The sequence below is a fragment of the Candidatus Bathyarchaeota archaeon genome (assembly GCA_026014685.1).
In the GTDB taxonomy this organism is placed as follows: Archaea; Thermoproteota; Bathyarchaeia; order Bathyarchaeales; family Bathycorpusculaceae; genus Bathycorpusculum.
In genome coordinates, this window is sequence record JAOZHW010000007.1 from 216,274 (window position 1) to 230,572 (window position 14,299).

12 protein-coding genes are annotated in these 14,299 nt (G+C 47.3%); 7 read left to right on the forward strand and 5 right to left on the reverse strand.

Annotated elements, in window-relative coordinates; translation table 11 throughout:
- Positions 1–26 precede the first annotated feature (26 nt).
- The 4 genes from NWE96_05425 (at position 27) to NWE96_05440 (ending at position 5,285) form a co-directional block, all read left to right on the forward strand.
- Entirely contained in the window at positions 27–1,295 is a 1,269-nt protein-coding gene (locus tag NWE96_05425) for a glycosyltransferase family 39 protein (protein ID MCW3983417.1), read from the forward strand.
- On the forward strand, positions 1,285–3,150 hold the full coding sequence (locus tag NWE96_05430) for a phospholipid carrier-dependent glycosyltransferase (protein MCW3983418.1): 1,866 nt from the start codon (positions 1,285–1,287) through the stop codon (positions 3,148–3,150). The genes NWE96_05425 and NWE96_05430 overlap by 11 nt, the downstream gene beginning before the upstream one ends.
- Positions 3,147–3,890, forward strand: coding sequence for a glycosyltransferase family 2 protein (locus NWE96_05435; protein ID MCW3983419.1), 744 nt, complete (start codon positions 3,147–3,149; stop codon positions 3,888–3,890). The genes NWE96_05430 and NWE96_05435 overlap by 4 nt, the downstream gene beginning before the upstream one ends.
- A 207-nt stretch (positions 3,891–4,097) precedes the next feature.
- On the forward strand, positions 4,098–5,285 hold the full coding sequence (locus NWE96_05440) for an MFS transporter (GenBank protein ID MCW3983420.1): 1,188 nt from the start codon (positions 4,098–4,100) through the stop codon (positions 5,283–5,285).
- A 45-nt stretch (positions 5,286–5,330) separates the two neighbouring features.
- On the opposite strand, the gene NWE96_05445 is transcribed toward NWE96_05440, so the two are convergent.
- Positions 5,331–6,623, reverse strand: a complete 1,293-nt coding sequence (locus NWE96_05445; GenBank protein MCW3983421.1) for a hypothetical protein — start codon at positions 6,621–6,623, stop codon at positions 5,331–5,333.
- Between the two features lie 117 nt (positions 6,624–6,740).
- Here NWE96_05445 and NWE96_05450 point away from each other — a divergent pair, with 117 nt between their 5' ends.
- Complete coding sequence (locus NWE96_05450; GenBank protein ID MCW3983422.1) at positions 6,741–7,895, forward strand: right-handed parallel beta-helix repeat-containing protein; 1,155 nt, start codon at positions 6,741–6,743, stop codon at positions 7,893–7,895.
- Here NWE96_05450 and NWE96_05455 read toward each other — a convergent pair.
- The 3 genes from NWE96_05455 to NWE96_05465 all read right to left on the reverse strand — a co-directional run bounded on the left by NWE96_05455 (position 7,892) and on the right by NWE96_05465 (position 9,552).
- Positions 7,892–8,485: a hypothetical protein gene (locus NWE96_05455; protein MCW3983423.1), complete on the reverse strand. Its 594-nt coding sequence runs from the start codon at positions 8,483–8,485 to the stop codon at positions 7,892–7,894. The genes NWE96_05450 and NWE96_05455 overlap by 4 nt on opposite strands.
- A gap of 96 nt (positions 8,486–8,581) precedes the next feature.
- Entirely contained in the window at positions 8,582–9,067 is a 486-nt protein-coding gene (locus NWE96_05460) for an Lrp/AsnC family transcriptional regulator (protein MCW3983424.1), read from the reverse strand.
- Positions 9,067–9,552, reverse strand: coding sequence for an AsnC family transcriptional regulator (locus tag NWE96_05465; GenBank protein ID MCW3983425.1), 486 nt, complete (start codon positions 9,550–9,552; stop codon positions 9,067–9,069). The genes NWE96_05460 and NWE96_05465 overlap by 1 nt, the downstream gene beginning before the upstream one ends.
- Before the next feature lie 206 nt (positions 9,553–9,758).
- On the opposite strand from NWE96_05465, the gene NWE96_05470 reads away from it, so the two are divergent.
- Both NWE96_05470 and NWE96_05475 read left to right on the forward strand, forming a co-directional pair.
- Positions 9,759–12,245, forward strand: coding sequence for a hypothetical protein (locus NWE96_05470; protein ID MCW3983426.1), 2,487 nt, complete (start codon positions 9,759–9,761; stop codon positions 12,243–12,245).
- A gap of 218 nt (positions 12,246–12,463) precedes the next feature.
- Positions 12,464–12,907 carry a hypothetical protein gene (locus tag NWE96_05475; protein MCW3983427.1) on the forward strand — a complete coding sequence of 148 codons (444 nt, stop codon included), beginning with the start codon at positions 12,464–12,466 and terminating at the stop codon, positions 12,905–12,907.
- Here NWE96_05475 and NWE96_05480 read toward each other — a convergent pair.
- Positions 12,904–14,289, reverse strand: coding sequence for a B12-binding domain-containing radical SAM protein (locus NWE96_05480; protein MCW3983428.1), 1,386 nt, complete (start codon positions 14,287–14,289; stop codon positions 12,904–12,906). The genes NWE96_05475 and NWE96_05480 overlap by 4 nt on opposite strands.
- Positions 14,290–14,299 lie beyond the last annotated feature (10 nt).

Sequence of the window (14,299 nt, forward strand, 5' to 3'; positions counted from 1 at the left end):
AGATAGTCTTTCACCGAGAGGGGAACATGGTTAGGTTCTCGTTTGAGAAACGCGAAGTCGCAACTTTAGCGGTGTTGCTTCTGGGTGCCTTCGCAGTTAGAGTTCTGCTGTACCCCCAGCAAGGTTACCCCATTGACACCAACGACTTTCTTTCGTGGTTCAATACGGCAGCCACAGGCGGCATAAGAGATTTCTATCAAAACACGTGGTGTGATTACCCGCCGGTTAACATTTACCTCTTCTGGTTCTTCGGCAACATAGCCAACGCCGCCACAACCCTCGGCATAAACGCCGTCAACATCGTCAAATTAGCACCCACCCTGTTTGACCTCGCCACAGTCGTCCTAATCTACATGTTTCTGCGCAAACAATTCAGCCACAAACAAACCCTCATAGCCACATCCCTCTATGCATTCAACCCCGCAGTAATCTTTAACGTTGCATGGTGGGGACAATTCGACGCCATCTACACCTTCTTCTTGGTGTTATCGCTCATGTTGGCGCTCAAAAGGAAACCGGAATTATCCGCAGTAACCTTTGCGGTAGCGTTGTTGACTAAACCGCAAGGTATCGCTTTACTTCCGCTGGTTGTGTTGGTTATTTTCATGAAGGATGGCGTCAAGCGACTTCTCACATCTGTAGCTGCCTTTACAGCAACCGTGTTCTTGCTGATTTTACCCTTCCAGTGGAGCAACCCCATCACTTTCCTCACAGACATCTACTTCGGAGCGTACAGCGGCTACCAGTACACTTCAATCAACGCCTTTAACATCTGGGGCATGTTCGGCATGTGGATGCCCGACAGCGGCGGCCTCTTTGTTTTGGGCTGGGTTATGTTCGGATTTTTTGCTACGTTATTCCTGTTTGTAACGTATAAACGGTTCAAAGTATCAGGCGAGGGACTTGTTTTCTTCACTGCGTCAATGTTGTTCTTTGCATTTTTCATGTTACCCACCCGCATCCACGAACGTTACCTATTCCCTGTGCTGGCGGTTTTGGCACTGAGTTTTCTGCTCTACAAGAAATCAAGGGTTATCTATGCAGCGTTAACTGGAACTGTTCTGGCGAACCAAGCCTACATCCTCTACTGGCTTAACGTGTCCTATCCGAACGCTTCGCCTAATTTGACGGGGGACCCTGTGGTTTTGGCGGTAAGCGTTATTAATTTAGTGCTGTTCCTTTATGGCGTAATGCTAATGTACAGTGAACTTAGGGCGCAATCATCGCTCCAAGCTAAGCCAACGGAGCCACTGAACCAAAAAGAGCCAAAAGGGGAATCGCAAAGTGAACTTTGAGCTAAAAATAACAAAAGCAGACATCCTAACAATGGTGCTTTTGTCGGTACTGTTCTTCGGTATAGCCTCATGGAACGTGGGCAGAATCGACTCACCGACCACGGATTGGGAAACCACACAGCAAGCAAGTTTCTATGTTGATTTAGGCTCCGTTCAGCAAGTGCAAAACGTTATCCTTTGGGTGAAAATGGGCAACGCCTCAGCACAGGTCTTCTCAGGCGACCCCGACGCGTGGAACTCGTTGGGCAACTTTAGCCTCCAAGACCGCGCCACAGACTACCAAGTCCAAAAAACCCTACCAGTAAACAGCAACACACGGTACTTGCGGTTTGACATAGTAGCGGTTACTTTTGATTCTCGCCCGAACTTTTCGAATTGGGGCGTAACTAACCCCACCGACAAGGACCCCTCGCCATACATCCAGATAACAGAGATTGGACTCAGCGACCCAAACAATCAACAGGTGCCAATTGTTTCTGTTTCAGGGTTAAACGGAACAGACGCAACCATCAACAATTTAGTTGACGAGCAATCCTCCCTTGAGATTCCACCCACCTACATGTCTAAAATGTACTTTGACGAAGTCTACTTTGCAAGGGCAGCAGAAGACTACGTGAACCATGTCTTTCCCTTAGAGCGCACACATCCACCGCTGGGCAAGCTAATCCAGTCTTTAGGCATCGTGGCTTTTGGTGAGACGCCGTTTGGCTGGCGCATAATGGGCGTCATCTTTGGAACTCTGATGGTTCCCTTGATGTACCTCTTGGGCAAGAAGCTATTTGGGACATGGATAGGCGGATTTTCCGCTGCGTTTCTGTTCACGTTTGATTTCATGCATTTCACCATGGCAAGAATCGGCACCGTAGACACCTACGTCGTGTTCTTTTCGTTGCTTTCTCAACTGTTCTTTTTAGTCTACTTCACCAATGTCCTCAAGAAAGGCTGGAAAGAAACTTCGGTTTTGCCGCTTCTGTTGGCGGTGGTTTTCTTTGCGTTGGGTTTCTCGACGAAGTGGTTCATTCTCTGGGGCACAGCAGGGTTACTGGCGCTACTCGTTGCAGTCAGGCTCAGAGAAGTTTTGCGACTCAAAGGCAGCTTAAGCGACAAATACGTAGCTTTCTTTGCCCACCCCTTCCTGCTACTATTGGGCTGCATCGGCGTGGTTGCCGCCATCTACTTTGCCACCTACATCCCCGAAATGCTCATGGGAAACTCCCCGATGACCATCCTTGAACTGCAAAACGCCATGTTCAGCTTCCACTCAGGCACCGTAACCGACTCCGCTGCGGCTCCATGGTGGTCTTGGCCATTCATGTTCCGCTTGGACGGCACAACAGTACCCAGATGGTTTGACATAACCTACTTACCTAACAGCACGGTTTCGACGATTACAGTGTTTGGGAACCCCGCAGTTTGGTGGGTCGGCTTTGCGGCTATGCTGATTTTGGCGTTCAAAGCGTTCCACGTGGAAGAAGCGTTCACGGTTCTCAAAAGACGCTTATCCAAATCTGCGGCAGAGGAACAAGAACCAGTAACCGTCAGGGGAAAAGGTTGGGATGTCACGGCAATCTACATCGTTGTCGTGTTCTTGTTCTCGTGGTTAACCTACGTTTTTGTGGGCAGAGCCACCTACATCTACCACTACTACCTAAGCGTGCCCCTCATCTGTTTCGCCACAACCTACTTCATCAACAAATACTGGCATAAACCTCTGGGAAAAGTAGCAACAATAATTCTCTTTGCAGCCACAGTCGCCTTGTTCTTGGCGTTTTACCCTGTGATTTCAGGCGCACCCGCATCGACGGATTATATTCATAACTTAAAGTGGTTCAAAAGCTGGTTCTTTGCGCCATGACCACACCAAAACTGAACGAAACAGTACAGGTTTCAGTGGTGTTGCCCGCCTACAACGAAGTCAACTACCTCACACCAGCCGTAGAAAAAACCATCCAAACCCTAAACCAATTCGTGGATTCCTACGAAATAATCATAGCCGAAGACGGCAGCACAGACGGCACCGCCCAACGCGCCCAGCAACTTGCTCAACAATACCCATGCGTGGTACATATTCACCGAGAAAAAAGGTTAGGGCGGGGAACTGCACTCAACAACGCTTTCTGCCAGAGCCGCGGACAAGTTTTGGTTTACATGGACCTCGACTTAGCCACCGACCTCAAACACCTAAAACCCCTCGTTGAAGCCATCAGCGTTGGGGGTTACGATTTCGCCACGGGTTCAAGGATGCTTGAAGAGAGCAAAGCCGAACGCACGTTTAGCAGGGGGTTTAGCTCTAAAACTTACAATTGGCTCGTCAGACGCATGTTGGGCTCTAAGTTGCGTGACCATCAATGCGGATTCAAAGCGTTTAGGCGGGAAGCGCTTTTGGGTTTGCTCGGTGAGGTGGAGGCGACGCATTGGTTCTGGGACACAGAAGTCATGGTCAGAGGCTATCGTCATGGTTTGCGAATTAAGGAGTTTGCGGTGGAGTGGCATAGCGGCAAAGACACCAAAGTCAACTTAGCAAAAGACGCTTGGAACATGTTTCGGCAAACCGTTGGGTTATGGTGGAAGTTTAAAACAGAGAAAAAACCGTAATTCAGCCTTTAGTTTATAGAATGAGATGTTGCGTTGAGGTTGGGTTGCAGGTTTGTTAAATCAGAAAAAAGCTCGTAAGAACGCCTACTGCTCTGCTGCCTCCTCCCCTCCCTTATTTAAAGAACAAAGAGGCCCTTCGTAACCGACCATAATGCCTTTAAGAACAAACAGAATAACCAAGTCCTCTTATAGCAAAGGGTTAGCTGCTTGACTATCTCAAAAAGAACCGCCTACGTTGCAATCCTCACAATGGGTATCGTAAGCATGTTAGGCGACATCGTTTACGAGTCAGGCAGAGGCATAACTCCTGATTACCTGAGTTTTCTGGGTCTCTCCGCGTTAACCATCGGTTTAGTCAGCGGGTTTGGAGAGTTTCTTGGTTATGCTGCAAGACTCGTCACAGGCAAACTGGCAGATAAGAGCCGCGCGTACTGGTTTTTCATTTTCCTCGGTTACGGCTGCATACTTGCCATACCCCTAGTAGGCGTGTCAACGAGTGTAGAATTAGTTATCGCTTTAATTTTGACGGAGCGATTAGGGAAGGCTTTGAGGTCGCCTTCTCGGGACACGGTTGTCTCGGTTATTAGTAAAAGTGTTGGGGCAGGGAAAGCTTTTGGTCTTCACGAAGCTATCGATCAAATAGGCGCAATCATTGGGCCCGCACTTTTCGGCGTTATACTACTGCTAACTGCAAACAATTACTCCATTGCGTTTGAACTGCTGATAATTCCCTTCATTCTAATGATAATCGCGTTGATTTTCACCTATAAAAAAATCGGTAAAAAAGTAGACCAAAACATAGAGGTTGAAATAAAAGCAGCCAACGACAAAAAAACACCGCTTAACCGCCACTTCTGGCTCTACTGCTCAGCAGTGTTCCTAAACACACTCGGTCTTCTTCCTGTAGCTTTGATACTGTTTCGTGGCTCCATGATTCTTCAACCGCTAGGGGCGCAGTGGATTATTCCTTTCCTCTATGTCATTGTTCAAGTGGTCGATGTTCCGATGGCTTTAGTGTCAGGGCACCTTTTCGACAAAATAGGTTTGAAAATTCTTTTGTTACCCTTTGCCCTTTCACTTCTCCCTGTGCTCGCTATCGCCTACGGCGGCTTAACTGGAGTAATCGCAGCCTGTGTCCTGTTCGGTTTAGTTTTAGGAATGCAGGAATCGATTTACCGTGCTGCAGTTAGCAATTTGGTTTCGCTCAACCAGCGAGGCACCGCGTACGGCGTTTTTAACACCGTTTTGGGTGTCGGTACGCTTGCCAGCGGAGCCATCTTTGGTTTCTTGATGGACAGCGGATATTCTGTGTTAATATGGATTGGATTCTCAGCGGTAATCCAGATAGTAGCCTTATTGATGTTACAGAAGGCGCGGAATTGCCCGCTTACTTAGGGCGACTGTCAGAAAGAAGCTGATGTGTTTACTACTAAGTTCTTTTTAGCGGGTAGCGGGGAGGGTTTGGTTCCAGTAGTAAACCGACTTATAATCCGCTTTCGAAACTGGGTAAGCTTCATCCTCAAAAACGATGTCCAGCGATGCGCCGTACCTCGCCAACAGTTTCCCCATGATGATGGCGATTTGCTCTGTGTTATCATCCGTATTCCAGAAGCCCCAAATTTTGTCGTCGGGTTCACGCATGCCCCAACCATAATTGTGGGGTAAAACCAGCACCGCCTCAGGTTTACTTAAGTCAGTATAGGGCTTGCTGTGGATGTCGTTCCAGAAACGCTCCAGCGCAAGATAGTGCTCGTCAATCATAGCGGCTGCTGTGTTACCGTTGTCGTCTTTGGCATAGTTAAAGATCACTATGTACTTGGCTCCTGCCTGATAGGCGGTCAGCATCTGGCTGTAGATTTTTTCGCCTGAATCAAGAAAAGGCACATCATAATATTTCCAAGTGATCATGGCACCCCACTCTTTATCCATTAAACGAGCTGCACCTTTTACTTGAGCTATCTGCTGGGCAACACTGGCATTCCAACCTAACTCGGCGAACATTACATCATAGCCGCCTATGTAGTCCCACCAATACAAACAGTAATCTGAAGTGAAAATCGGGATACCTCCAGTGGTTAGGTTCTGCATGCCAGGGTCTTTTACGATCACTTCGTTGATGAAGAAGTCAGCTTCCATGTTGTAATCTGTGGGTTTGACGCCGTTATCTACGTAGTTGAGCATTTTTAGGTAAATCTGGTACATAGCTTCGGCTGCTGAATGGTCTATTTCGTTGAGGTGTTCACCGAACCATTGATACCAAAGTCCCCACTCGCCATCCAGTTGGATTCCTCCGGGCTCATCGTTGTAATAGACACCAAGGAACTTATTCCCCCAACGTTGTGTCCAATTCTGCTTAACAGCAGTCATGTCCTGCTCCCAAAACCAAGTGGTGGTGTCGTTATCGTAGGGACTGTTGATCCCCAAGTTAACTATGACGCTTTGCCCGTTGGCTACCGCGTAATCGCAGATTTCCATAACCGCCGTTTCGTTTCTGCTTAGTGTGCTTCTCCCGATGTCTAGAATAAACAGGTTAGTGTAGGTTTTTGTCCGGTCGATTTGGGTTTTGGCTTCGGCGCTGGTGTTTCCGCAGAACGCGATCCCAACGTAGGGGTTGCTGTTTATGGTGGCGCTTGTTAGGCTTAGATGTAGCTGGAGAAGTGTGGCGGAGAGCACTATGAGGGCGATGAGGGTGGTGGGAATCAAGTATTTCTTGACTCGACTAATCCTACTCATGTCAAAGCCTTACAGTGAACTGGCGGCTTCCTTCTGCTTATAGTTTTGCCAAAAACACACCCAAAAAAACAGCCCCAAAGTGAGCATGAGTGTTCCAGTTTGGGAACATTTTGTTCCTTGAGTAGAACTAAATCCGCTGTTACAGTTGACTTGATGGTGAACTGTATGCGCAAAGCTGCAAGCTTAACGATAATCATCTTCATGTTAGCGGCTTCTATAGTTGTGTTTCAGCCTTTGGAGGCAAAGGGAAACGTGATAGTGGTTCCCGACGATTTTCTCACCATAAACCAAGCCATCCAGAACGCTAAAGACGACGACACAATATTCATCAAACAAGGCATCTACAATGAAACCTTAGTCATCGATAAACGGTTGACAATCAGGGGCGAGGATACAAACAAAACTGTACTCAACGGGAACTATCGCGAAACCGTTATTCAGGTCCGCTATTATAACGTCACCATAACAGGTTTGACGATTTTGTTCTCTCAAGACCACAATAGTGCACACCGCTACTATATACGTCCCCCTGGCAACAGTTCCGCCTTCTTTGTAAGGCATACTGACTGGGAAGAAGGGCTGTCTGGAATTCATCTTCAAAATGCCCAATACTGCAACATCTCTGGTAACATAGTTTCAGATTGTGGCTTGGGTTTATGGCTAACAGGATCCCAGTACAACACGATTTCTGGAAATACCTTTGTTCGAAACAACAATGGATTAGTGGCTCAAACTTCATGGTACAACAAAATCGTCGGAAACACGTTTCTAGATGGAGGCGCAGGCGTTTGTTTACCGCCACAAAACGTCTTTAAAACGGGTTTGGTCAACGATCAATCATCTGGTTACAATACATTTGTACATAACAACTTTATCGGCAACCAAATACCCATAGAAAGCCTAAGCCTAGTAAATACAACGTCGAACATTTGGGATGATGGAACAGAAGGCAACTACTGGAGCACATACAACGGCACTGACAGCGATGGCAACCACATAGGCGACCAACCCTACCAAATCATGGCAGAATACTACACAGGTTACATAAGCAATGCCGTCTGGAAAGAGCAAGTGTACGGCGTAGATAACTACCCCCTTATGGAGCCTTTCAATGATGACAATGTGGTTGTCGCATCAACAGACCCTGATATGCAAGCAAAACAGAACTCAGCCACCTTAACCCTGATAGAGGTAACCGCCGCAGTGACAGCCCTAATCGTCATCGTAGCATTGATTGTTTACTTCAAGAAACACGGTTTCTTCTCACTTTAAATTAGCGGAGAATTCGAAACTAGCGAGCCGTACTTAACTAGTCTTTTGGCTATGAGGTAACTTAATGGAACCATGATGATGGGCACGGTTATGTTGTAGATAATCATGGCGGGCAGCATTGCAAGCACCATATTATACGAAGCTGCAATAGACAACCCCGAAACCACCGACACCAAGAAACCATACACAAAATAATCCAGCGGCAACATAATTAATGTCCTACTTACCGCGCCAAGGGTTGTGGAGAACCCCACCGATTTGGCTACGTAAACGTTTTTTGACATTTGGCGCCGCTTAACAAACTCTATTGCAGAGTAAATCCCTAAAAACATTGCAATGACTGAAATTAAATAGTAAGGTGGCCCGATTGGACCCGCGGGGTTTTGGTAGAGCACAATCGTCATGAGCATGTTTAGGGTTGCAATTAAAAGGGCTGGCTTCAACCCAAAAAGCAACAGCGCCACAATCAAGACGACGTCGCCCATTTGATACGAAAAGTATGGCAAATAAGGTACAGGAATTTTGATGTAGTTTAGCACTGTTGCGAGAGCAGTGAAAGCGATAGCAACCGCTACTGCTTTAGTGTTCACTTTTCTTTCTCCTTAGGGGCAAACCTCGCCTGCCTTTTGGGCATTTTAGAATATGATGCTAATAGATTTTTCCAAAATCCACCCTGCTTGAAGCTCTCACAGTTTATCTGCAAGAACCCGGCATCTCTGATTGAGCATCTCACCAAAGTTGTGCCCGATTGGAAAACTATTGTTGTTTATGCAGTAAAAATCAACTTTTTGGATGTTGGGCGCTTTTTTTGCCTCCGATATCAGTGTTTGGATGCTTGTTAGGTCTGTAATAGGCGCGATCGCCATTATGTCGCAGGGGCCGATGATTTCTGTGACTACTAGCACGTTTTTTATGTTCTTTAGGTACGCCACGGTTTCGAATTTGTTGCTGTTCGGCAGCAGGTTAATGAGTAGAAAAGTTTTTCCTTGGTAGCCTAACCGCGCCAAGTCAAGGGATACGATGCAGCGAAAAATTTTGCCCTCTTTCTTCATTTTTTCATAGCGTCTTCGAACGGTGCAGGGGGTGGAGTGAACATTTTTTGCTATGTCAACAAAAGACATCAACCCGTCTTTTTGCAGTTCAGCTAAAATGAGGTAATCTAGCTTGTCCATCAGGTACACCCAGTTTTCGGCATCAAATCAATGTTTTCGAAATTTAGGATTGGTAACCCTGACCACACGGACACAACGACTTTTCGGATTCCAGGTAGCCGCCGCACCATTTCCACGCGATCGTTTAGGCTTTCGAAATTTTCTGAATAAATCAATGCGTAGAGGTCGTATTTTCCTATGCTTACGGAGGGCTCGATTAGGCAGGTGTGTTCTTTGAAAAACCTTAAAATTTCATCTACGTCGGCGTCGTTTTCAGTTTCCATTCCAATAGAGGCAACTAGGTATAGTTTGAAATTATCCAGTGAGGCGAACAGGGTTGCGCCTGTGATGACGCCTTGTTTTTTGAGGCGGTTTATTCGGTTGAATACTGATACGGCGGATATGCCGCATTTTTTGGCTATTTCTTTTAGGCTTAGGCGTGCGTCTTTGATGAGGAGGTGTATGATTTGTTCGTCTATTTCGTCGATTTCAACTTTGGGGGACATATGTGTAGCCAGTTTCTTGTGTGATAGATAGGTGTTTGTGTTTTTCTTCTTTAATTATACGTCATAATATATATCCATTATGATAAAATTTTAGTGATTTAGCAATTTATTATTAATAATAAATCAGTATAAAGCAGTGTTTTGAAAAGTTTTATAAACACAACACATCGAGATGTAGAAGCACGCACTTAAGGAGAAAAAGAAAAATGAAAATTAGTATAAAAAAAGCAGCAGCAACAATCCTACTGCTCTCATTCATACTACCAATGATAGCGATACTACCAGCAATCGACGCACAAACCGCCTTAACTAGAAAAACCTACGCATTCTGTAACGCCACACCAAACCCCGTCGGCGTCGGCCAAGAAACACTCATCCACCTCGGCATCTCCGAAGCCACCAACGGCACCTACTTCCAATGGAAAGGCCTAACCGTCGAAGTAATCCGACCAGACAACACAACCACAACCCTTGGACCATTCAACACAGACTCCACAGGCGGAACAGGCACAGTCCTCGTACCCGACCAAGTCGGAACATACAAACTAAGAACACACTTCCCAGAACAGAAAATGGTCCCTGCATTCACATTCCCCGCTGTTGAATATACTTTTACTGCTAGCACCAGCGAATGGCTTAATTTGGTCGTTCAAGAAGAACCCATACCTTACTTTCCAGGTTTTCCGCTGCCAACTGAATACTGGAACAGACCCATCAACGCACAATTCTACGAATGGGCTCCTCTGACAGGCCAATGGTTAAGACCCGCAGGTAGCTACAGCATGCCCCCAATCGAAAAGTTCCACGAAGGCAATTCTGAAGCACCTGAAACAGCTCACATACTCTGGACCAAACAGTATGCCCAAGGAGGCATGACTGGAGGCGAACAGGGAGTAATGGGTTACGAGATGGGTGACGCATACGTCGGCAAATTCTTAGGTACCGTTGTCATCGACGGCGTAATGTACTACAACGCTTTCCAATCCACAGGCGGTACAAATGTAGAACAAAATGTCCACGCAATCAACCTGAAAACTGGCGAAGAACTATGGGTTAAAAACTGGAATAACACACGCTTAGCCTTTGGTCAGGTATACAACTTCCAAGGATTCAACTACTACGGCGCATTCGCATACTTATGGACAACAACTGGCACCACATGGGACGCATACGACGCATTAACTGGCAGATGGGTATACCGCATAACCGATGTTCCCTCAGCGAGCCCAAACTATAACTACTATGGCGAAAGAGGCGAAATCATAAGATACCAAGTTAACCTACAAAACGGCTGGATGATATGCTGGAACTCGAGTCGAGCTACAAACCCCCAGACAGCAATGGCTGTTGCAGACGGCAGTTGGGACGTACCCGGAAACACATACAACGGCACAAGAGGCATAATGTGGAATGTAACCATACCCAAAGGACTACCAGGCGCAGTATGCCACGCAGAAGTTAACGACTGCATACTTGGGTCACAGGCATCTGCATTCCCAAGTTACAGAGGCTCAACCATCACTTCATGGGCAATTAGCACAAAACCAGAAACCGCGGGGCAACTGTTATGGAACAAAACTTGGACGGTACCTTCAGGGTTTGAAGACGCAAACTGGGTTTGGAGCGACGTCAGCTTCGAAGACCGCGTTTTCATCATATCCTGCAAAGAAAACATCCGATTCTACGGCTTCAACCTAAATACCGGGAATTTCATGTGGGAAACCGAACCTGAACCATACCTACAATACTACGACAAATGGTACGGCCCCTGCCACGGCTACGGATTATTCTTCAGCGAACGCATGAGCGGACAAACAATCGCCTACGACATGCAAACAGGCAAACGAGTCTGGAACTATAACTGCTCAGACCCCTACTCAGAAATCCTATGGAGCGAAAACTTCCCAACCATGTTCCACTTCGTCACCGACGGCAAAATCTACCTGTCCTACGCAGAGCACTCACCCAACCTAAGCTCAAGAGGCGCACCCATGGTCTGCCTCAACGCAACCACAGGTGAAGAAATCTGGCGAATCAGCTGGTTTGCTAACTGGTGGGGCGGAACATGCGTCATCGGCGACAGCGTAATGGCAGGTCTCAACGCAGGCTACGACAACCGCCTATACTCATTTGGCAAAGGCCCCAGCGCAACAACGATTTCCGCGGCACCCAAAGTCTCAACTAACGGCAACAAAGTCCTAGTGGAAGGCTTCGTAACTGACCTTGCACCAGGCCTAAGCAACTATGACATCAAAGTTCGCTTCCCCAACGGTGTCCCCGCAGTCTCAGACGCAAGCATGACGGATTGGATGCAATACGTCTGGATGCAGTACCCACGCCCAACCAACGCCACAGGCGTAGATGTAACCATAACTGTGTTTGACCCCAACGGCAACCACTACAAAGTAGCTAGCGCAACAAGCGACGCAAACGGTTTCTACAGCACCTCATTTGTGCCAGAAGTTCCAGGCAGATACACCCTCATCGCAACCTTTGACGGCACAAAATCATACTACGGTTCAACTGCAGTGACCGCGATAGAAGTCGAAGACGCACCACAGCCAACCGCTGCACCCACACCAGCACCTGCATCACCCGTTGAGATGTACTTTGTTCCAGCAGTAGTCGCCATTATAATTGCTATCGTCTTAGTCGGCGTAGTAATCATAATGGTCCTCAAGAAAAGACCATAAAACAACAAACACCAAAATCCCTTCCCCTTTTTTAGTCCCAAATAAGTGTTGGAGAAAGAACGAGGCTGAGAGGGCTCTGGCTCAAACTTAAGAGTTGCAAAGTAGCGTTTGCATTTCTTTCTCCTAAAAACCAGAGCCCCAGCAAACCCCACCACATTTGCCGACGCATATTTTTTAAGCATACACCACCCTAATTGTCAACAACGGAGCCTAACCCTTTGGAGCCAAACGAAGAACTCAACTCAACACTATTCCAAACATACGTTTACATTGTTAAAGCCGACAAACCTGTGGGTCCACGGGATTTGATGCGCGGCGCCAACCTCAGCAGCCCAAGCGTTGCCTACCGTAACCTTCAGCGCCTCATCGACTTAGATTTGGTTGTTAAAGACGACTACGGTAACTATGTGGCCAAAAAGAAGGTTAATTTGAAGGGGTATGTTTGGGTTGGGAAAAGGCTGGTTCTGCGCTTTGCGATTTTTGGTTTGGTTTTTTTGGGGGTTTTGCTTGCAGAGTTTGCGGTTTTGATTCCGCATCTTTTGTTGGGTTCGATGGTTGAGGGCTCGTTTTGGCTTTTAACGATTGTGACGGTTGTTTCTGCAGCGATTTTTCTCTATGAAGGCTTGAAGTATAGGAAGAAGCGGCGACCGAGAAGCAACTAGTTCCTTCTCAGTTTCAGCTTGATGTTCGCAATTAAATGCATACCGACTACGATGGCGGTGGAGAGTTTGAAGCGTCGGCTCTTATCCATAAAGTACGCCCTTCGTAGATAGTAGTGGTGGAATGCGCCTTCACGGAGTTTCCCCAACTCCTTCATGCTAAGCTGCGGCGTCTCAAAAATCGGGCGTGTTGTGTCGTACTTGTCGAAGTCGGTGACGCGGAGCCAACCGTTAGCCTTAACTTGATCATACAGCGGTGTGCCCGGGAAGGGTGTAGCGACGTTGTAGAAGCCTACTGCGTCCGGAGCGACTTTTTCTATGAATTTGATGGTGTCCCACGCGGACTTTTTGGTTTCACCTGGGAAACCTAAAATTACGTTTGGAACAGGTCTCAAACCCACTTCGCGAACCCAACCTAGGACTTTTTCTGTTAATTCGGGTGTGATGCCTTTTTTCATTGCATCCAGCATCTGCTGTGTACCTGATTCGACGCCGAACCAAACCGAAACGCAACCCGCCTCCTTCATGGTGACCAACAAATCTTTGGTTAACATGTCTACGCGGGTACCGCAGTTCCACTCGATTTTGAGTCCCCGTTTCTTTATTTCGTTACAGATGTCGATGACTTTTTGTTGGTCGACTGTGAAGGCGTCGTCGCAGAAGGTGAACTTGGTTTTGCCATAAGTTTTGTAGAGAAACTCTAATTCGTCTGCGACGTTTTTGGCACTTCGCATACGGTACTTGCGTCCATGCATGCGCACAGTACAGCAAAATTCACACCAGTAAACGCAGCCACGGCTCATCGCCAAGTAGAGGACATCTTCGTACTGGGCGAATTTATCCATCGGCCAGAGATGCCGCGCGGGAAAGGGCAAGCTGTCGAGGTCTTCGATGTAGGGGCGGTCGGGGTTTCTTATGATTTTGCCGTCTTTGCGGTATGTTATTCCTAAAACGTCGGCGCAGCTTTCTTCAGCCTCGATACGCTGCACCAACTCCACAAGAGTGGCTTCTCCTTCTCTGCGAATGACTATGTCTAATTCTGGGCACTCCTCAAGCGCGTGGTCATCCCAAAATGTCACGTGGGGGCCGCCTGCGAGGGTTATGCAGTTTGGGCAGGCTTCTCTTGCCGCTTTAATCAGCTTCAAACCTGACTTGTAAGTGAGCGTAGATGAGGTAACTCCGACGATGTCTGGTTGGCGTTTTTCTATTTCTTTTTTGAACTCTTCAATGGACATCGGCTGTACTTGGCAGTCGATAACGTCTACTTTGTAGTTGTTTTTCTCTAAAACCGCCGCCAAGTACCCTAAACCCAACAGGGCAAACGGCCAGTGCATGACGGCGCCAGCGGGTGCAGCGGGGTTAACGAGCGTTATGTGGGGTTTCATGTCTGCTTCA

Excerpts from the sequence above, each read along its gene's own strand:
- NWE96_05460 (MCW3983424.1), bottom strand. The coding sequence starts at position 9,067 with ATGGACAAGCTAGATTACCTCATTTTAGCTGAACTGCAAAAAGACGGG.
- NWE96_05435 (MCW3983419.1), top strand. The coding sequence starts at position 3,147 with ATGACCACACCAAAACTGAACGAAACAGTACAGGTTTCAGTGGTGTTG.
- NWE96_05445 (MCW3983421.1), bottom strand. The coding sequence starts at position 6,623 with ATGAGTAGGATTAGTCGAGTCAAGAAATACTTGATTCCCACCACCCTC.
- NWE96_05425 (MCW3983417.1), top strand. The coding sequence starts at position 27 with ATGGTTAGGTTCTCGTTTGAGAAACGCGAAGTCGCAACTTTAGCGGTG.
- NWE96_05480 (MCW3983428.1), bottom strand. The coding sequence starts at position 14,289 with ATGAAACCCCACATAACGCTCGTTAACCCCGCTGCACCCGCTGGCGCC.
- NWE96_05465 (MCW3983425.1), bottom strand. The coding sequence starts at position 9,552 with ATGTCCCCCAAAGTTGAAATCGACGAAATAGACGAACAAATCATACAC.
- NWE96_05470 (MCW3983426.1), top strand. The coding sequence starts at position 9,759 with ATGAAAATTAGTATAAAAAAAGCAGCAGCAACAATCCTACTGCTCTCA.